19 protein-coding genes, 1 tRNA gene and 1 pseudogene are annotated in these 17,167 nt (G+C 65.9%); 10 read left to right on the forward strand and 11 right to left on the reverse strand.

All coding sequences use genetic code 11. From position 1 onward, the window contains the following. Positions 1-176: 176 nt before the first annotated feature. From JQK15_RS01825 to JQK15_RS01835, 3 genes are read left to right on the forward strand one after another with little or no spacing between them, the layout of a single operon-like run. Entirely contained in the window at positions 177-794 is a 618-nt protein-coding gene (locus JQK15_RS01825) for a ribonuclease D (protein WP_010338324.1), read from the forward strand. 21 nt (positions 795-815) lie between these two features. Next, complete coding sequence (locus JQK15_RS01830; RefSeq protein ID WP_004208264.1) at positions 816-1,463, forward strand: hypothetical protein; 648 nt, start codon at positions 816-818, stop codon at positions 1,461-1,463. Then, positions 1,463-2,020, forward strand: coding sequence for an LptA/OstA family protein (locus JQK15_RS01835; protein WP_004208265.1), 558 nt, complete (start codon positions 1,463-1,465; stop codon positions 2,018-2,020). Before JQK15_RS01830 ends, JQK15_RS01835 begins: the two co-directional genes overlap by 1 nt. A gap of 86 nt (positions 2,021-2,106) precedes the next feature. Here JQK15_RS01835 and JQK15_RS01840 read toward each other — a convergent pair. Next, positions 2,107-2,436: pseudogene (locus tag JQK15_RS01840) on the reverse strand (thermonuclease family protein); the annotation flags it as partial. 88 nt (positions 2,437-2,524) lie between these two features. On the opposite strand from JQK15_RS01840, the gene JQK15_RS01845 reads away from it, so the two are divergent. Beyond that, on the forward strand, positions 2,525-2,770 hold the full coding sequence (locus tag JQK15_RS01845; RefSeq protein WP_214863097.1) for a hypothetical protein: 246 nt from the start codon (positions 2,525-2,527) through the stop codon (positions 2,768-2,770). A gap of 834 nt (positions 2,771-3,604) precedes the next feature. Here JQK15_RS01845 and recR read toward each other — a convergent pair. Then, positions 3,605-4,201, reverse strand: a complete 597-nt coding sequence (recR, locus tag JQK15_RS01850) for a recombination mediator RecR (protein WP_048938762.1) — start codon at positions 4,199-4,201, stop codon at positions 3,605-3,607. A gap of 179 nt (positions 4,202-4,380) precedes the next feature. Between recR and fmt the strand changes: the two genes are divergently transcribed. Beyond that, positions 4,381-5,289 carry a methionyl-tRNA formyltransferase gene (gene fmt / locus JQK15_RS01855; RefSeq protein WP_214863098.1) on the forward strand — a complete coding sequence of 303 codons (909 nt, stop codon included), beginning with the start codon at positions 4,381-4,383 and terminating at the stop codon, positions 5,287-5,289. Positions 5,290-5,293: 4 nt separating this feature from the next. Beyond that, positions 5,294-6,052 carry a tRNA pseudouridine(38-40) synthase TruA gene (gene truA, locus JQK15_RS01860; RefSeq protein WP_214863099.1) on the forward strand — a complete coding sequence of 253 codons (759 nt, stop codon included), beginning with the start codon at positions 5,294-5,296 and terminating at the stop codon, positions 6,050-6,052. Here the strand turns inward: truA and JQK15_RS01865 are convergent. Together JQK15_RS01865 and JQK15_RS01870 are read right to left on the reverse strand one after the other, a co-directional pair. Beyond that, positions 6,025-6,969 (reverse strand): GGDEF domain-containing protein, encoded by a 945-nt coding sequence (locus tag JQK15_RS01865; protein WP_214863925.1) that lies wholly within the window; start codon positions 6,967-6,969, stop codon positions 6,025-6,027. The genes truA and JQK15_RS01865 overlap by 28 nt on opposite strands. 278 nt (positions 6,970-7,247) lie before the next feature. Next, positions 7,248-7,967: a queuosine precursor transporter gene (locus JQK15_RS01870; protein WP_136186577.1), complete on the reverse strand. Its 720-nt coding sequence runs from the start codon at positions 7,965-7,967 to the stop codon at positions 7,248-7,250. Between the two features lie 87 nt (positions 7,968-8,054). Here JQK15_RS01870 and JQK15_RS01875 point away from each other — a divergent pair. Further along, positions 8,055-8,131, forward strand: a tRNA-Arg gene (locus JQK15_RS01875). A 1-nt stretch (position 8,132) separates the two neighbouring features. Here the strand turns inward: JQK15_RS01875 and JQK15_RS01880 are convergent. The 3 genes from JQK15_RS01880 to fsa all read right to left on the reverse strand — a co-directional run bounded on the left by JQK15_RS01880 (position 8,133) and on the right by fsa (position 10,477). Continuing rightward, positions 8,133-9,341, reverse strand: a complete 1,209-nt coding sequence (locus tag JQK15_RS01880; RefSeq protein WP_251007513.1) for a GGDEF domain-containing protein — start codon at positions 9,339-9,341, stop codon at positions 8,133-8,135. 69 nt (positions 9,342-9,410) lie between these two features. Continuing rightward, positions 9,411-9,737, reverse strand: coding sequence for an antibiotic biosynthesis monooxygenase family protein (locus JQK15_RS01885; protein WP_004210781.1), 327 nt, complete (start codon positions 9,735-9,737; stop codon positions 9,411-9,413). 86 nt (positions 9,738-9,823) lie between these two features. Further along, on the reverse strand, positions 9,824-10,477 hold the full coding sequence (fsa, locus tag JQK15_RS01890) for a fructose-6-phosphate aldolase (protein WP_004210778.1): 654 nt from the start codon (positions 10,475-10,477) through the stop codon (positions 9,824-9,826). 141 nt (positions 10,478-10,618) lie between these two features. Here fsa and JQK15_RS01895 point away from each other — a divergent pair, with 141 nt between their 5' ends. The 3 genes from JQK15_RS01895 to JQK15_RS01905 are packed head-to-tail and all read left to right on the forward strand — an operon-like array spanning position 10,619 to position 13,640. Then, entirely contained in the window at positions 10,619-11,257 is a 639-nt protein-coding gene (locus tag JQK15_RS01895; RefSeq protein WP_251007514.1) for a DUF2490 domain-containing protein, read from the forward strand. Positions 11,258-11,295: 38 nt separating this feature from the next. After that, on the forward strand, positions 11,296-13,464 hold the full coding sequence (locus JQK15_RS01900; RefSeq protein ID WP_214863105.1) for a primosomal protein N': 2,169 nt from the start codon (positions 11,296-11,298) through the stop codon (positions 13,462-13,464). Then, positions 13,464-13,640, forward strand: coding sequence for a DUF1289 domain-containing protein (locus JQK15_RS01905; RefSeq protein ID WP_214863107.1), 177 nt, complete (start codon positions 13,464-13,466; stop codon positions 13,638-13,640). Before JQK15_RS01900 ends, JQK15_RS01905 begins: the two co-directional genes overlap by 1 nt. Here the strand turns inward: JQK15_RS01905 and yfiB are convergent. From yfiB to ada, 4 genes are all read right to left on the reverse strand, one after another. After that, on the reverse strand, positions 13,637-14,128 hold the full coding sequence (gene yfiB, locus JQK15_RS01910; protein ID WP_004210774.1) for an outer membrane lipoprotein YfiB: 492 nt from the start codon (positions 14,126-14,128) through the stop codon (positions 13,637-13,639). The genes JQK15_RS01905 and yfiB overlap by 4 nt on opposite strands. A 14-nt stretch (positions 14,129-14,142) precedes the next feature. Continuing rightward, positions 14,143-15,363: a diguanylate cyclase DgcN/YfiN gene (gene dgcN / locus JQK15_RS01915; protein WP_214863108.1), complete on the reverse strand. Its 1,221-nt coding sequence runs from the start codon at positions 15,361-15,363 to the stop codon at positions 14,143-14,145. Between the two features lie 2 nt (positions 15,364-15,365). Further along, positions 15,366-15,911, reverse strand: coding sequence for a regulatory sequestration protein YfiR (gene yfiR, locus JQK15_RS01920; RefSeq protein WP_353047172.1), 546 nt, complete (start codon positions 15,909-15,911; stop codon positions 15,366-15,368). An 86-nt stretch (positions 15,912-15,997) separates the two neighbouring features. After that, on the reverse strand, positions 15,998-17,086 hold the full coding sequence (gene ada, locus JQK15_RS01925) for a bifunctional DNA-binding transcriptional regulator/O6-methylguanine-DNA methyltransferase Ada (protein WP_214863112.1): 1,089 nt from the start codon (positions 17,084-17,086) through the stop codon (positions 15,998-16,000). Positions 17,087-17,167 lie beyond the last annotated feature (81 nt).

Here is a 17,167-nt window from a genome sequence, read left to right on the forward strand (position 1 = left end):
TGACATGCACAATCCACCGCAAAGTCGCGGTTTGGGAATCACTATATCAAGTTTTCCGGGCAGCGCGAATGATTTCGCATATCGGGCAAAAAGAGCGCCCGCAGCGCCGATTTACAGGCCCTATCTGCCAAAGCCTTGATTGCGATATGGCCCGTTTCCCCATAGAGGGAAAAGTCATGACCGTCCATTTCCATGAAGAAGATCTGCCCGAGGGCGTCCTTGCCCCCGGCCCGATCGCCGTCGATACCGAAACCATGGGGCTCATCACCCCGCGCGATCGCCTGTGCGTCGTCCAGATCAGCGACGGCAAGGGCGACGAGCATCTGGTCCGCTTCAACCCCGGCAGCGATTATGCCGCGCCGAACCTGAAGGCGGTGCTGGCCGATCCGGAGCGGATCAAGATCTATCATTTCGGCCGATTCGATATCGCCGCGATCCAGCATTATCTGGGCGTGGTGGCAGCGCCCGTCTATTGCACCAAGATCGCGTCGAAGCTGGTGCGCACCTATACCGATCGCCACGGCCTGAAGGAGCTGGTCCGCGAACTGCTGGGCCAGGACATCAGCAAGCAGCAGCAGTCGAGCGACTGGGGCGGCCCGAACCTGTCCGACGCGCAGAAGGATTATGCCGCGTCCGACGTGCGCTTCCTGCACCAGCTGAAGACTGAACTGGACAAGCGCCTGACCCGCGAAGGGCGGATGGAACTGGCCCAGGCCTGTTTCGACTTCCTGCCCCATCGCGCGGCGCTGGACCTGGCGGGCTGGCCCGAGAACGACATCTTCTCGCACATGTAAGCGACAGGGCGGCAGGCAGACATGTCCATCCAGGCCGAGCAACAGCGCAACGTCCGCCGCCATTGGGCCCGGCCGGGTGGCAGCCATGACAAGCTGGTGCGCCTGCTCAAAAATTATCTGCCGGTGGCGGTCGGCGTGCTGACCGCCCTGCTGGCCATGGCCCCCTTCACTGGCGGCGACAAGGTCAGCTTCGTGCTCGACAAGAACAAGGTCGAGGTGGCGAAGGAGCGGATGCGCGTGTCCGAGGCGCTCTATCGCGGGCAGGACAGCAAGGGCCAGCCCTTCTCGCTGCGGGCCGGTTCGGCCGTGCAGAAAAGCTCGCGCGAGCCGATCGTCGACCTGAACGACATGGCCGCCCGCATCCTGCTGCCCGAAGGGCCGGCGGTGCTGAACGCGCAGAAGGGCCGTTACGACATGGAGACCGAGCGAGTCGCGATCGTCGGCCCGGTCCAGTTCGAGGCCGCCGGCGGATATCGCCTGGTCACCCGCGACGTCGGCATCGATTTGCAGACGCGGCGGATGAAGAGCGCGGGCCGGGTCGACGGGCGCATCCCGATCGGCACGTTCAGCGGCGACCATCTGGAAGCGGACATGAATGCACGCACGGTTACGCTCAACGGCCGGGCGACCTTGCGCATCGAACAAAATGGCCTCAAAGGGCAAAAGTGATGAAACGCACCCTCATCCTGCTGTCGACCGTTGCGCTGGGCGCGACCGGCCTCCTCTACGCCGGCGCCGATGCGCAGGTGTTCAAGAATCATGACAGCAATGCGCCGGTGAACTTCACCGCCGACCGGATCGAGGTGCAGGACCGCGCCGACCGGGTGGTGGTATCGGGCAATGTCGAGGTGACGCAGGCCGGCATGACGCTGAACGCCGCCCGCATGACCGTGGCCTACAAGCAGCAGCCCAATGGCGCGGCGAACACCGGCAATGGCGTGGAAATCCAGCGCATCGACGCGTCGGGCAATGTCGTCATCACCAAGGCCGACCAGACCGCGCGCGGCAATGTCGCCATCTATGACCTCAATGCCAAGCTGATCACCATGGTCGGCAATGTCTCGCTGACCCAGGGCGTCAATCGCCTGACCGGCGGACGGCTGGTGATGGACCTCAACAGCGGCCGCACCACGGTCGACGGCCGCTCGACCGGCGGCGCCGGCACATCGACCAGCCCCAGCGGCCGCGTGTCGGGCACCTTCACGGTGCCGCAGCGCAAGAACTGATCCGGGAGCAGCAAGGCCGGGCGACGCGTTTCAGGCGGTCCAACGGCTATCGATTTCCGTCCTTGATGCCGGGCTTTGGCGGCTAACGACCATTTCTCGACATAAACCGCCCTGCCGGCCCGAAGTTGCTCGTAAGCCAGGTTCTTGTTGCCAGCGTAGACTTGGGTAACCGTCCGCCCATAGCGATCGCGCGTGACCGGGCTGATCGTCACCCCGCGCGCTACCAGCTGCTTCTTGCTGGCGATCGGATCGCCCGGCGCGCAGCTGCGGCCCTTGCGGCAGTGCCCCGGCAGTTCCGGCGCGTCGATACCGAGAAGTCGGACGCGGCCGATCTCGCTACATTTGAGAGTGTCGTCGTCGATTGCGACACAAACTGTTGGCGGTTGGAATATAGAAATGAGGAAGGGTAGAAACATCGATGACAATATCCGTTTGATTTCAACTCCAGCTTGAGCCGACCACCTTGTTGATAGTTTCTGATCCAGGGGAAATCAGGAGTAACACATGGGAATCAAGAAGATTTTGATTGCGCTTGCATTCGTCTCCGCTCCGGCGGTTGCTCAGCCGCCGACCACCATTCCGTCCGAAGGCACCGATGAGCAGGACGCAGAATACGAAGCCTGCAAGGCGCGCTATGTGCGCGACGGCTTCGGCAACTATGACCAGGCGGCAGCGTGGTGCTATCCGCGCATTTATGGCAGCGAGGATAGCCCCTATCCCGGCAAGGATCCCAGCATCCCCAAGTACTGAGCCATGACGGGCGCCTCTGCGTGGACGCGCGCGGGGGTGTTCTTCCCAGGAGCATGATGGCGATATCAGCCCAGACGCCGTTCGCGAGGCCACCCCGATAGCGGTCGCTCGGTTCGTGGGCGGAAAATTGCCCGGCAAGAAACGACCAGCAGCTGACGTTTCCAGTTCCTCCCCAAGCTTGCTTGGGGAGGTGGCAGCGCGAAGCGCTGACGGAGGGGCAGGTGCCTCTTAGCGATGCGCTATCCGGCCTGTGCCCCTCCACCACTCGCTACGCGAGCGGTCCCCCTCCCCGTGCCGGGGAGGAATGTCTTGTTCCCACCCCTGATCGTCGCTCATCCCGTCGATCGCCACCGGGCCTGCCCGATAGCGGTCGGTCCGCTCCTGGGTAGGAAAGTTGCCCGACCAGAAGCGGACCTGTTCCCCCTCCCGTAGGCGGGAGGGGGGGGAGGGGGTGGGTTGGACATCGCGAAAGCCCACCCCGCTGCGACTAACGCGCTGCGCGCGCAAGTCTCGCTGCCCCTCCCGCTTGCGGGAGGGGAATGGCAGGAAACACCCAAAATCCGCCGCCCTTCCCGTCCATCATCCGGCCTGTCCTACACGCCGCTTGTCTGATCTACTGCCCGGATGGATCATCATCCCCCTGCCCTTCTACCCCAGTCATGGCCCGCTGCGCACGAGCCATCGACGCGTGGTGATCGCACCATAGGGGCGTTCCTGGTGCGCGGCAGAAGCGCGATTGTCGCGTCACAGGGGCGATGCGGGCGCATTTCGCCCAAAAAGCCCGATAACGGTGTGAACTTCGGGAGACGCGTGCCCCCGCCTTTGGGTCGTCCCTCAGCCCAGCGGTCGCCGCGCGCGCAGCGCCTGGGCCAGCGTACCCTCGTCCAGATAGTCGAGTTCGCCGCCCACCGGCACGCCATGGGCCAACTGGGTCAGGCGGATCGGGAAGCGCTCCAGCCGCTCGGCCAGATAATGGGCAGTGGTCTGCCCCTCCAGCGTGGCGTTCATCGCCAGCACCACCTCGTCGATGCCGCCGGCCTCGACCCGCGCAACCAGCGCATCGATGCTCAGATCCTCGGGCCGCACCCCCTCCAGTGCAGAGAGGCGCCCGCCCAGCACATGGAAGCGGCCGGGGAAGAGGCGCGACTTGTCCAGCGCCCACAGGTCCGCGACATCCTCCACCACGCACAGCGCCCGCGCATCGCGGCGCGGATCGGCGCAGATGCCGCAGGGATCGACGGTATCGACATTGCCGCAGACCTGGCAGGTGACCAGCCGTTCGTTGACCGCCGCCAGCGCGCGCAGCAGCGGCTCCAGCGCGCCCTCGCGCTTCTTGAGCAGATGCAGCACCGCGCGCCGTGCCGAACGGGGGCCAAGGCCGGGCAGTCGCGACAGCGCCTGGGTCAGCGTCTCGATTTCTGGGGATGCCATGGAACCGAGATAAGGGCTTGCAAGTCGTCCCGACAAGAGGTTTGAGAGCGATCTTGGAAATAGGCCCCAGGCAGATTTCAAATGCGGTGCCAGCCCGCTCTCCCACCCGGCCACCCAACGGCAGTATCTTGAAGGGTGGCCGGGTGGGGGAGCGGGCTGGTGCGGGAAGCGGAAAAACTATGCGTATCATCTATATGGGCACCCCCGATTTCGCCGTTCCAGCGCTCGATGCACTGGTGAAGGCCGGGCATGACATCGTCGCCGTCTACAGCCAGCCACCCCGTCCGGCCGGCCGTGGCAAGGCGCTGCGCCCCTCCCCGGTGCAGGCCCGTGCCGAGCAACTGGGGATAGAAGTGCGCACGCCCGTTTCGCTGAAGGACGAGGCGGTGCAGGCCGAATTTGCCGCGCTCGACGCCGATGTCGCGGTGGTTGCCGCCTATGGGCTGATCCTGCCGCGCGCGATCCTGGCGATGCCGCGCCATGGCTGCCTCAACATCCATGGCTCGCTGCTGCCGCGCTGGCGCGGCGCCGCGCCGGTGCAGCGCGCGATCCTGTCCGGCGACAATGTCACCGGCGTCACCATCATGGACATGGAGGCCGGGCTCGACACCGGGCCGATGCGCGCCAAGCATGTCACCCCGGTCGAGGACAAGACGGCCGGCGAATTGACGCAGGAACTGGCGCAGGCCGGTGCCGACCTGATGGTCGATGTGCTCGACGATCTTGCCGGCCATCCGCCGGTGGTCCAGCCCGAAGAGGGCGTCACCTATGCCGCCAAGATCGACAAGGCGGAGGCACGGATCGACTTCAGCCGCGACGCGCATCAGGTCGAGCGCCAGATCCGCGCCTTCAACCCCTTCCCCGGCGCCTTCTTCGAATATGGCGGCGAACGCTTCCGCATCCTCGCCGCCACGGTCGAGGATCATGCCGGGCCGGCGGGCGAATTGCTCGACCACAGCCTGCTGATCGGCTGCGGCCATGGCGCCATCCGGCCGACCCTGATCCAGCGCGCGGGGAAGGCGGCGATGTCGGCGGGTGAATTGCTGCGCGGCTTCGACATGCCCACCGGCAGCCGGGTCGACACCTGAGCCGATGGCCCGTTTCGCCTTCACCGTCGAATTTGACGGCCGTCCCTATATGGGCTGGCAGCGTCAGGCCCATGGCCCCAGCGTCCAGCAGGCGATCGAGGATGCGATCCATGCCGTCACTGGCGAGCGCGCGATCCTGCACGCTGCCGGCCGCACCGATGCCGGCGTCCATGGCCTTGCCATGCGGGCCCATGCCGATGTCGAAAAGCCGCTGACGCCCTTCCGCCTGATGGAGGCGATCAATGCAAAGCTGCGGCCCCATCCGGTCGCGATCCTCGCATGCGAGGAAGTTGCGCCGGACTGGCATGCCCGTTTCAGCTGTATCGGCCGCGCCTATGTCTATCGCATCGCCAATCGCCGCGCGCCGCTGACCCTGGAATCGGGTCTCGCCTGGCGGGTGATCCAGCCGCTCGACGCCGACGCCATGCATGACGCCGCGCAGATACTGGTGGGTCATCATGACTTCACCACCTTCCGCTCGGTCCATTGCCAGGCGGCCAGTCCGCTGAAGTCGCTGGCGATGCTGAATGTCTCGCGTGAAGGCGATCGCATCGCCATCCGGGCGGAGGCGCGATCCTTCCTCCATCATCAGGTCCGCTCGATGGTCGGCTGTCTCGCGATGGTCGGCATGGGCCGCTGGAGCGCGGACGATCTGCGCGCTGCGCTGGAGGCGCGCGATCGGGCCCGGCTGGCGCTCAACGCGCCGCCCGATGGCCTCTATTTCGTGCGCGCCGATTATAGCAGCGCGGTGGTCACCAGCTGATTCTTGCCGGCGCGCTTGGCCGCCAGCATCGCCTCGTCCGCGCGCGCCACGATGCTGTCCAGTTCGGTGTCATCATCGGGGATCAGCGTGACCAGGCCAAAGCTGCCGCTGACACCGCCATGCGCACCGCCCAGCGTCATCAATCCGACGCGCAGTGCCTCGCCCAGGTCCGTGCCTTCCTCGTCGACCAGCAGCACGAACTCGTCGCCGCCCATCCGCGCCACCACATGGCGAGTGGCGACCATATCCTCGATCAGCCGCGCCACCTCGACCAGGCAGCGATCGCCGGCGCTATGCCCGCGACTGTCGTTCAATTGCTTGAACCCGTCGAGGTCGAGATAGATCAGGCTCACCCCGCGATGCGTCTCGGCCGCCTGCCGCAGCAAGGCCCGCGCCCGCACCACGAAGCCGCGACGGTTGAGCAGGCCGGTCAGCGGATCATGGACCGCATCGAAATGGGCCTGCCGCATCTCCGACAGATCCTCGACCACGGCGACATAGAATTCGGGCGCGTCCCGCTCGTCGCGAACCAGCGCCACGGTGAGGTTGATCCAGATCAGCGATGCGTCGGCGCGGATATAGCGCTTCTCCAGCGTATAGCGCTGCAACACGCCCCGGTGCAGCCGGCCAAGCAGCGCGACATCGGCATCCAGATCATCGGGATGGGTGATCTGCTGGAAACCCAGCCGCATCAGCATCGCGGCCGGATAGCCGGTAATCTCCTCGAAACGAGGATTGACCGTCAGGAAGCTGCCATCGAGCGCGACATGGGCAATGCCGACCGGCGCGTGCTGGAAGGTCGCCTGAAACCGGCGCTCCGCATTGGCCAGATTGGCCTGGATCGTCTGCGCCTCCTGGCTCAGCGCCCGCGCGACATGGGTCAGGCGGTCGATCCGGCAGATCGCATCCGGGGACATCACGGGATCGCGATCAGGAACAATGGACTGGGCGGAGGCGATGGGCACGATGGGCGACTATTCTTTCCTGACTTTGTCGCCTCCTCCTGCGCCCAACAAGGTAAAGACTCTCTTTAGATTACATAATTTGCTGACCACAGAGTGGGTTTGAGAAAGCCTGCTCCCCCACCCAACCACCCGATCCAGTGTCATCCTGTCGGGTGGTTGGGCGGGGGCGCGGGCTGGAACCGTACCGAAAAATCGCCCTTTCGCGATTTTTCAAACAGGCTTTCGGATCGTCAGAGCCGGGTGCGGAACGGGGTGAAATCGGTGCCCGCATCATAGACGTCGAGCCCCTCGCGTCGCTTGAGACCATTCACCACCACATAGGTGACGGGCGTCAGCACCGCTTCCCAACCGACCTTCATCGCCCAGTTGGTGACCATCACGGTCAGCACCTGCGCCGTGGTCCAGTCGCCATAGAAAGCGAGCGGGTAGAAGAGCAGGCTGTCGACCCCCTGCCCCACCACGGTCGAGCCGATGGTGCGCATCCACAGATGCCGTCCCTGGGTGATGATCTTCATCTTGGCCAGCACGAAGCTGTTGGCCAGTTCCCCCGCCCAGAAGGCGCAAAGCGAGGCAAAGACGATCCGCCAGGTGCTGCCAAACACCGCCTCATAGGCTTTCTGGTCGGGCCAGCCCTCGGCCGGCGGCAAGGCCACCACCACCCAGCTCATCAGCGCCATGAACAGCATGGCGGCAAAGCCCGCCCAGACGCAGCGCCGCGCCCGCGCATAGCCATAGACCTCTGTCAGCACGTCGCCGATCACATAGCCGAGCGGAAAGAAGAGGATGCCCGCGCCAAAGGTCACGCCGCCCAGCGACGACAGCTTGGCCGCGCCGATCAGGTTGGACAGCAACAAGATGGCGACGAAGGCCGCCATGAAGAAATCATAATAGCGCAGCGGCCGTGCGCCAAGCACGGTCGCGTCGATTTTCCGGATGCCCGCGTCGCTCATCCTTCGGTGCATATCCCGCCGACACACGATTGCAACGGCTGCGAAAGATTGCGCCGCGGCCCAAGCCCCGCTATCGCTCCCGCGCACGGCCCCGTAGCTCAGTTGGATAGAGCATCCGCCTTCTAAGCGGATGGTCGCAGGTTCGAATCCTGCCGGGGTCGCCAATCAGGCGCGGCGTGCCACTTTGGCGAGGCGCAGCGGCGGAGTCGCGACGCTCAGGTCCACCCCCGATTCAACCGACATGCGATCGCGCCCCTTGCGCTTGGCGTCGTAGAGCGCGCGGTCCGCCCGATCGAACAGATGCGGTAGTTCCTCCGTGCCCGTGATGCTGGTCGCCGCACCGATGCTGGTCGAGACTTGCAAACTCGCCCCGGCGACACCCGCCCCGCTCTGCGCAAAACGATGGCAGATGCGGCGGCCGAGTGCCGGCAGATTTTCGGGCGGAAGGCCAAAGAGCAGAACGGCGAACTCGTCGCCGCCCAGCCGCGCCACCAGTGCATCGGCAGGCACGCACTGCGTCAATATTTCGGCCAGTCCCGACAGCAGCCGGTCGCCGGTGGCGTGGCCGAAGCCGTCATTGACCGCCTTGAAATGATCGACGTCGCACAGCAGCAGCGCCACCGGCTGGCCGGCCCGCCGTGCCAGCGCCATTCCGGCAGCCGCCTTCGCCTCGAACGCGCGGCGATTATAGGCCCCGGTCAGCGAATCCCGCTCCGCCAGCGCCGTGATCTGCCGTTCGCGCCGGTGCCGCACGGCCGCCAGCATCAGCAGCGCCAGCGATACCTCGACCAATATGCCCTCATAGAGCGAGGCCTTGATCAGCAGCCCCTTGAAGCCGACCAGGCTGACGAACAGGCCCGGCATGAAGATCAGCCCCGACTTGGCGAGGTAGAATATGCCATGGCCAAGGAAGATGTGCCCCAGCCGCACCGCATCGCGCACTTCGCTGGTGCGGCGGAGCGAAAGCAGGAGGGATGCGGCCTTGAGTGACAGGATCGCGACCAGCGCCGAATTGACGAGACCGAACAGGGCGGTGCGATCACTTGCCGGATCGGTGCCCAGCAGCGCCACCCAGACCAGCAGCACGCCGAGCCAGATGCCAGGGAGGCGTCGCCCGGCAAAGGCCGCCGCGCCCTTGGCGAACAACAGATGCGCCACCACCAGCAGGCCATTGGCCAGCCAGACATAGAGAAGGAAGCTGTCCGCCGTGCGCAGCACCGACATGCCGCTGCCTACCACGATGGTCGCGAATCCCGCGCTCCACCAGGCGAGCGAGCGCACCTTCGCCAGACGCCATTCGGCAGCCAGCACCAGCGCCGCAACAAGGGCGATGGCCTGGGTCATGAGCAGCATGGTGACGGCGTCGATCGGCATGGACAGGTTCATCGGGGAAAGGAGCGTGCTATCTAGCCGAATATGCTGAACAAAAGGTTCCCGCCCGGCTCAGCTCGTCGCACGCACCAGCAGGTCGTCGGTGACCGTCATGGTAAAGATCGGATCGGCATCGGCCGGCACTTCAGCGATCGCGTCGACAAAGGCGGCGCGGGTTGCCGGATCGTCATAGACCATCTTCGCGTCGAAGGCCGCGCGCCAGGTCGCCTCGTCCGGCCATTCGGCATAGCCCACGAACCGCCCGTCCGCATCGCGGTGCAGGCGCGATCCATAGCTGCCATATTTTTCACGGATGAGGTCGGTGCCGCGGCGCCAGGCGGCGCGGAACTGCTCTTCCTTGCCGGGGTGGACGCGCCACCAATAGACCGCAACGAACATGGCCACCTCCTTGTGCGGAGACAATGGCCGGGCGGCGGCAGGAGTTCCGGCGGGCAGGCCGATCGCCCGCCCGCCGGCAATGTCGCTTAGAGGATCGACTGGCCGGTCTTGGCCCAATCCGACATGAAGCCGGCAATGCCCTTGTCGGTCAGCACATGGTTGAACAGGGCCTTGATGACGGCCGGCGGCGCGGTCATCACGTCGGCGCCGATCTTGGCGCTGTCGAGCACATGGATCGGGTGACGGACCGACGCGACCAGGATTTCGGTGTCGAACGCGTAGTTGTCATAGATCAGGCGGATGTCTTCGATCAGCTGCATGCCGTCGAAGCCATTATCGTCATGACGGCCGACGAAGGGCGAGATGAAGCTGGCGCCGGCCTTGGCCGCGAGCAGTGCCTGGTTGGCCGAGAAGCAGAGGGTGACGTTCACCATCACGCCATCGTCGGTCAGCGCCTTGCAGGTCTTGAGGCCGTCGATGGTCAGCGGCACCTTGATGCAGACATTGGGAGCGATCTTCCGCAGGACCGCGGCTTCCTTCATCATCGTCTCATGGTCGAGCGCGACGACTTCGGCTGATACCGGGCCGTCCACGACGCCGCAGATTTCCTCGATCACTTCCAGGAACTTGCGGCCCGACTTGTGGATCAGCGACGGGTTGGTGGTGACGCCGTCCAGCAGGCCGGTGGCGGCCAGGTCACGGATTTCGGCAATGTCGGCGGTGTCGACGAAGAATTTCATGGGATGCTCCGGGGCAGGATTCGCGAATCGGCTCCCTTTAGCGGCTGGCCGATGGATTGGCCATCGGGGCGAACGGCGATTGCCTTGGCCCCCGCCGCCTTCTACCTCTTCCGCGACAGGGGAGCGGCCATGAAGTTTGCGATGCGCGCATATATTTGCCTGACCGCCCTCGCCATGCTCGTCCTGCCCTTTTCTGCCCGCGCTGCGGATCAGGAGGCGCAGATCTGGATCAGCGCTGGCGGCGTCGCGCAGATCGACGACAATGATCGCATCGCCATCGAAACAAGCTATCGCCTGCGGCCGGCCGACGACCAGCTGCTGCAACGGATCACCCTGGACCATCGGATTGCCGACGGCGTGCAGCTGGGCGGCGGCTTCGCCTTCGTTACCAGCCGAAGGCAGAAGGAAATGCGCTTCCACCAGCAACTGATCATCGACCTGGGCGTGCTGCAGAGCCGCACCCGGCTGGAACAGCGCTACATCGACAGCGCCGCGCGCCCGGCCTGGCGCCTGCGCGAACGTATCCAGCTCGACATCCCGCTGGAAAAGCAGCGCAAATGGTTCCTCCTGACCTCCGCCGAATTTTTCTTCGAACTGCACAAGCCAAGCGCGGTCCAGGACAGCGAACTTGTCACCACGCGGCAGCTGATCGGCCTGCGCCATGTGCTGACGCCGCGGCTCGGCATCCAACTGAGCTATATGCGCCAGCATAGTTTCCCCGATAACCGACCCGACGAGGTCGTCCATGTCCCCTGGCTGGCGATCGCCTGGCGGCTCTGACGATTTGCCAGAACGGCAAGAGTGGTTAAGGACGCTCCATGGCCCGCGCCCGTGTCCTCCTGCTCAATGCCGCCCTCGGCCCGCTCGACTATCGCATCCCCCATGGCATGACGGCCAGGCCGGGCAGCATCGTGGTCGCCCCGCTGGGCCCGCGCCAGCTGGTCGGTGTGGTGTGGGACGAGGAATCCTTCCCGGATGTCGAGACGGTCGGCGACAACCGGCTGCGCAACCTGCTGGAAGTGCTGGACGCGCCGCCGCTGCCCGAAACGCTGCGCCGGCTGATCGAATGGACCGCCGACTATTATCTCGCCCCGCCGGCCGCCGTGCTGCGCATGGCACTGGCGTCGATGTCCGCGCTCGAGGGCACACGCACCGTCATCGAATATCGTGCCACCGGCCAGCTGCCCGATCGCATGACCGAACAGCGCACCCAAGCGATGGGGCGGATCGGCGACCGACAGGGGCTGGTGCGCGAACTGGCGATGATCGGCGGGGTCAGCGACACAGTGATCCGTGGTCTGGTGAAGGCCGGCGCGTTCGAGCCGGTCGAGGTCAGCGTCGACACCCCCTTCCCCGAGCCCGACCCGGCCCACGCGCCGCCGGCCCTGTCCGATCAGCAGATGGCGGCCGCGACCGACATGGCGGACGCGGTGCGCGCCCATGAATTTGCCCCCTTCCTGCTCGACGGCGTCACCGGGTCGGGCAAGACCGAAGTCTATTTCGAGGCGATCGCCGCGGCCATCCGCGCCGGCAAGCAGACCTTGGTGCTGCTGCCCGAAATCGCCCTGACCGAACCCTTCCTTGAGCGGTTCGAAAAACGCTTCGGCACGGTCCCCGTCAACTGGCATAGCGGCCTGCGCCAGAGCGAACGCCGGCGCGCCTGGCGCGCGATCGCGGCGGGCGAGGCGCGGGTCGTCGTCGGTGCCCGCTCAGCCCTGTTCCTGCCCTACCCCAATCTGGGCCTCATCGTCGTCGACGAGGCGCATGAGGCGAGCTTCAAGCAGGAGGAAGGCGTCCATTATCACGCCCGCGACGTCGCGGTGATGCGGGGCCTCATCGAACATTTCCCGGTCGTTCTGGCCTCCGCCACCCCGGCGATCGAGACACGGCATCAGGTCGACCTTGGCCGCTATCGCGAGATCAAGCTGCCGGCCCGTTTCGGCGGCGCGCAGATGCCCGATATCGAGGGCATCAACCTGCTGACCGATCCGCCCGAGCGCGGCCGCTGGATCGCCCCGCCGCTGGTGGTGGCGATGGAGGAAGTGCTGGCCAAGGGCGAACAGAGCCTGCTCTTCCTCAACCGACGCGGCTATGCCCCGCTGACGCTGTGCCGCCATTGCGGCTATCGCTTCCAATGCCCCAATTGCACCAGCTGGATGGTTGAGCATCGGCTGACCAAGCGGCTCGCCTGCCACCATTGCGGCCATGTCATCCCGGCGCCGCGCTTCTGCCCCGAATGCAAGGAAGAGGACAGCCTGGTCGCCTGCGGCCCCGGCGTCGAGCGCATCGCCGACGAGGTGAAGGCGCTGTGGCCACAGGCGCGGGTGGCCATCGCCACGTCCGACACCCTGCATTCGCCCGCCCGCGCTGCCGATTTCGTCAAGTCGGTGGAGGCCGGCGACATCGACATCATCGTCGGCACCCAGCTCATCACCAAGGGCTATCATTTCCCCAACCTGACGCTGGTCGGCGTGATCGACGCGGATCTCGGGCTGGAGGGCGGCGATCTGCGCGCGTCCGAACGCACCTTCCAGCAGATCATGCAGGTCGCCGGGCGCGCCGGGCGCGGCGAGAAGCCGGGCCATGTCTTCATCCAGACCCGCATGCCCGATGCGGAGGTGATCCAGGCGCTGATCGCTGGCGACAGCGAGCGTTTCTATCTGATCGAGACCGAAAATCGCCGCCGCGCCAACGCCCCGCCCTTCGGCCGCTTCGCCGCAATCATCATCTCCAGTGAGGATAGCGACGAAGCCGCACAGACCGCGCGGCTGATCGGCAAGTCGGCGCCGCAGGTGGAGGGCATGCGGGTCTATGGCCCCGCCCCAGCCCCCCTTTCGGTGCTGCGCGGCCGGCATCGCCACCGCCTGCTGATCCATGCCACGCGCCAGGTCGACATCCAGTCGGTGATCCGCGAATGGCTGGGTAATCTGGTATGGAAATCGACCACCCGCGTCGCGGTGGACGTCGATCCCTACAGCTTCATGTGATGGCCGCGCCGATCGACAGCCCCTGCCGTAACCTCTGTTCGCTTGATGCCGCGCGCAAGGGCTGCACCGGCTGCGGCCGCACCCTCGACGAAATCGTCCACTGGCGCAGCATGACCGATGCCGCGCGCGCCATCGTCATGGCGCGGGTGAAGGATTTCGAGCCGATCCGCCGTTAAAGCGGCATCGCATCGCCCGGTGCGACGATGATGACCACGCGGCGGTTTTCCTGACGGCCGACCTCGCTGTCATTGCTCGCGACCGGCGCCCGCAACCCCATGCCCACCGGATGCAGCGCCGCCGACGCCATGCCACCCGCCGCCAGCGCATCGGCCACAGCCTGTGCCCGCTTCTGCGACAATTGCTCATTATAGGCAGCCGTGCCGGTATTGTCGGTATGCCCCTCCACCTTGGCGCCGCGCACTTCGACGGCGACCAGCGCGCTCGCGATCCGGCTGATCACGTCGCGCTGCGCCGGGATCAACACGCTCTGGTCGGTCGAGAACAGCAGCCGGTCGGCCATGCCGAATTCCCAGTTGCTGCCGACAGGCTGGAAGCCATTGGCGCGCAGCACCGTCTTCTGCGCTTCGGTGAAGCCATCATTCGGCTGCACCGTCTGACAGGCCGCCAGCAACGTCAGCGCCAGGAGGGAAAGAAGCTTTCGCATATTGTTCCTCATCATCAATTCCTGCCGTCGCTCCGCGCCTTGGCCGCATACATGGCCGCGTCGGCATGGCGCAGCAGTGCGCGCGGATCGACACTGTCCTGTGGATAGAGAGCGCTGCCGATGCTCAGCGAGGATCGGATGCTGACGCCGCTCGGCAACATGATCGGCTGGGTCATACCGGCCCCGATCTGGGCCGACATCTGATCGGCTTCGGATCGGGTCGCCCCGGCCGCCAGGATCAGCGCAAATTCGTCGCCCCCCAGACGGAAGGCCATGTCGCCCGGCCGCAAGGCCATCCGCAGCCGCGCCGCGATGACGATCAGCATGACATCGCCGGCATCATGGCCATGGCTGTCATTGACCTGCTTGAACCGGTTCACATCGACATAGATGACCGCGAAGGATGTGTCGCCTTCATCGGCCTGCGCCATGGTTGCCGCCAGCTCCCGCTCGAACATCGCGCGATTGCCAAGACCGGTCAGCGGATCGCGGGTCGCCTGGCGCTCCAGGATACGATTCTCGTTCAAAATGCCGGTGTGCCATTCGTCCAGCTCATCCAGCAGCGCATTGAAATCGCGCGCGAACTGATCGACCTCATGAATGCCGGCGACCGGCACGCGCCGATCGAACTGGCGGTCAGTGCGAACCGCATGGGCGACTTGTGCGATATGGGCCAGCGGTCCCGTCACGTCGCGCTGCAACCGCCGCGCCAGCAACTGGGTCGCGACGATGGTCAGCCCCAGGCAGGCCAGCGCAGTGGCAACCCCCGACAGGATATAGCGCCCCAGACCGCCGGCATCGCCGAACACCTGTACTTCGGCCACGACGACCGGCCCGTGATGAACCGGCACCCGCACCGGGCTGGGCCAGAACAGCGCGTCCACGATCCGGGACAGGTTGCCGGCCATGCCGCGATCGGGCCGGTTCCAGGCCGCGATCAACCGTCCGTGACGATCATGCAACTCGACCGATCGCACGCTTTCGGATGCCGCCACCGTGGCGATCCCCTGTCGTGCCGCATCGACATCATCGAACACCAGAGCCGGCTCGACCGTATAGGCTACGGTCTGCGCGATCAGCGTCAGGTTACGGGCGGCATAACCGCGAATAACGGTGACACCTGTCACCGTCAGCGTCAGGCCCGCCATCAACACGGCGAACAAAATCAGGCGCAGATGCGCCCGCGCCAGCAACTGGCGCAACGTCGGCATTGCGGTCAGGCTTTGTTCGGCCATGGTCAATAGCCCCCCTTCGCCACGCGCAGCACGCGCGGATCGATCCGCACCGTGGATCGGGACACCGCATCGATGTTGAGCTGGAAGGACAGGGTCTGCGGCGCGAACAACAGGCAGAACATCGCCCCGCCCGCGCAGTCGCGATCATCCTCCGCGATCGTCACCACCGGATTGCCGCGCACCGCCGCGATCAGCCGCTGGCGCACCGCCACGTCCAGGCTTCCGAGATAAAGCGCATCGCAACGCGCGGCGGGCGCGGCCTCGTCGGCGGCCAGCGCAACCGTGGCGATCCGCGCCCCGTTCGTCAGGCTGATCTCATCCAATTGGTCGCCATGGGCGACGACACCGGCCATGCACATGCGCACGACCGGCCGCGCGGTTGGCCAGCGGGTAAATTCCAGGATGGATCCGACCATGCGCGCCACGCCGGCGGCCATCCGGTCGGGACCGGGGCCGATCGGCATCGCCACCGGCTGCGCCAGCGGCAATGCCACTGTCATGGTCGGCGTCATCAGCAACAGCCAGAACAACAGACTACGCAAGCCCACCCGCCCCCTTTGAAGAAGGCGCGAGCCTATAGTTAATCAAAAGTTAAATTACGAGAATATTGTGACGCAAGCGGATCGAGAAAGGATCATTCACCTGTTGCCTTCGCTGTCATCTTCGCGCGGCGCTCCGCTTCTAGCAGGCTCCGCTTGCGGTCGACTCCATAGGCATAGCCGCCCAGGCTTCCGTCGCTGCGCAGCACACGATGACACGGCACCAATATTGCCAGGCCATTGTCGCCGCAGGCGGTCCCCGCTGCGCGCACGGCGCCCGGCCGGCCGATCGCCGCGGCGATTTCTCCATAGCTGCGCGTCTCGCCCGCCGGGATCGCCCGCAAGGCGGCCCAGACCGCCTGCTGAAAGGCGGTGCCGCCGACATCGGTCGGCAGATCCGCTCCCACCCCCGGATCATCCACCAGTGCAGCCACGGCACGCGCCCAGCGATCCAGCGCGGCGTCCGCGGGCAACAGAGTCGCGTTGGGATATCGGCGGCGCAGGTCCGCCTCCCCTTCATCGAAGGCGATGCGGCACAGGCCGCGCTCGGTCGCCGCAACCAGCAGCGCGCCCAGGCTCGTCCCGATCACGACATGGCGGATATCGACACCGCGCCCGCCCTCGCGCCAGGCGCTCGGCGTCATGCCCAGATGCCGTTCGGCATCGGCATAGGCGCGGCTCGGCGCGTTATAGCCCGCCTCATAGATCGCATCGGTCACGCTGCCGGGCGTCGCCAGTGCCGCCTTCAGCCGCTCGGTGCGCAGATCGCGGGCATAGGCGGCCGGGGTCAGGCCGGTGATCCGCTTGAACAAGCGATGGAAATGATGCGGCGCATAGCCGACATGGTCGGCCATCTCCTCCAGCCGGGGCGGCGTTTCGGCGGTGCGGATCAGGCGGATCGCCGCTTCCACCGCCTGCTGGTCGCGCCCCACCTCATCCGGCCGGCAACGCAGGCAGGCACGGAAGCCCGCCGCACGGGCCGCCGCACCATCAGGCAGGAAGATCATATTCTCCCGCTTCGGGTGCCGGGCCGGGCAGCTGGGCTTGCAATAGATGCCGGTGGTCAGCACCGCGCCCACGAAGCAGCCATCCTGTCGGCGATCGCGCGCCAGAAAGGCGGTCCAGCAGTCTGCGGCATCGGGCATGGCAGCCGGGACGGGTTCGGGGCGTGTCATCTGGTTCATGGATATGGGGTAATCCAGACGGCTTGGCGAGGCTTCCCGTCGCTTGCGTTCAAAAGCACACGGCCCGTCGCATCCGCTTTT

This window comes from Sphingobium sp. BHU LFT2, assembly GCF_018604485.1.
GTDB lineage: Bacteria > Pseudomonadota > Alphaproteobacteria > Sphingomonadales > Sphingomonadaceae > Sphingobium > Sphingobium yanoikuyae_A.

What these genes read in the sequence shown, in the direction of transcription:
- JQK15_RS01825 (WP_010338324.1), top strand. Translation starts at nt 177, where the DNA reads ATGACCGTCCATTTCCATGAAGAAGATCTGCCCGAGGGCGTCCTTGCC.
- JQK15_RS01830 (WP_004208264.1), top strand. Translation starts at nt 816, where the DNA reads ATGTCCATCCAGGCCGAGCAACAGCGCAACGTCCGCCGCCATTGGGCC.
- JQK15_RS01835 (WP_004208265.1), top strand. Translation starts at nt 1,463, where the DNA reads ATGAAACGCACCCTCATCCTGCTGTCGACCGTTGCGCTGGGCGCGACC.
- JQK15_RS01845 (WP_214863097.1), top strand. Translation starts at nt 2,525, where the DNA reads ATGGGAATCAAGAAGATTTTGATTGCGCTTGCATTCGTCTCCGCTCCG.
- recR (WP_048938762.1), bottom strand. Translation starts at nt 4,201, where the DNA reads ATGGCATCCCCAGAAATCGAGACGCTGACCCAGGCGCTGTCGCGACTG.
- fmt (WP_214863098.1), top strand. Translation starts at nt 4,381, where the DNA reads ATGCGTATCATCTATATGGGCACCCCCGATTTCGCCGTTCCAGCGCTC.
- truA (WP_214863099.1), top strand. Translation starts at nt 5,294, where the DNA reads ATGGCCCGTTTCGCCTTCACCGTCGAATTTGACGGCCGTCCCTATATG.
- JQK15_RS01865 (WP_214863925.1), bottom strand. Translation starts at nt 6,969, where the DNA reads ATGTCCCCGGATGCGATCTGCCGGATCGACCGCCTGACCCATGTCGCG.
- JQK15_RS01870 (WP_136186577.1), bottom strand. Translation starts at nt 7,967, where the DNA reads ATGAGCGACGCGGGCATCCGGAAAATCGACGCGACCGTGCTTGGCGCA.
- JQK15_RS01880 (WP_251007513.1), bottom strand. Translation starts at nt 9,341, where the DNA reads ATGCCGATCGACGCCGTCACCATGCTGCTCATGACCCAGGCCATCGCC.
- JQK15_RS01885 (WP_004210781.1), bottom strand. Translation starts at nt 9,737, where the DNA reads ATGTTCGTTGCGGTCTATTGGTGGCGCGTCCACCCCGGCAAGGAAGAG.
- fsa (WP_004210778.1), bottom strand. Translation starts at nt 10,477, where the DNA reads ATGAAATTCTTCGTCGACACCGCCGACATTGCCGAAATCCGTGACCTG.
- JQK15_RS01895 (WP_251007514.1), top strand. Translation starts at nt 10,619, where the DNA reads ATGCGCGCATATATTTGCCTGACCGCCCTCGCCATGCTCGTCCTGCCC.
- JQK15_RS01900 (WP_214863105.1), top strand. Translation starts at nt 11,296, where the DNA reads ATGGCCCGCGCCCGTGTCCTCCTGCTCAATGCCGCCCTCGGCCCGCTC.
- JQK15_RS01905 (WP_214863107.1), top strand. Translation starts at nt 13,464, where the DNA reads ATGGCCGCGCCGATCGACAGCCCCTGCCGTAACCTCTGTTCGCTTGAT.
- yfiB (WP_004210774.1), bottom strand. Translation starts at nt 14,128, where the DNA reads ATGCGAAAGCTTCTTTCCCTCCTGGCGCTGACGTTGCTGGCGGCCTGT.
- dgcN (WP_214863108.1), bottom strand. Translation starts at nt 15,363, where the DNA reads ATGGCCGAACAAAGCCTGACCGCAATGCCGACGTTGCGCCAGTTGCTG.
- ada (WP_214863112.1), bottom strand. Translation starts at nt 17,086, where the DNA reads ATGAACCAGATGACACGCCCCGAACCCGTCCCGGCTGCCATGCCCGAT.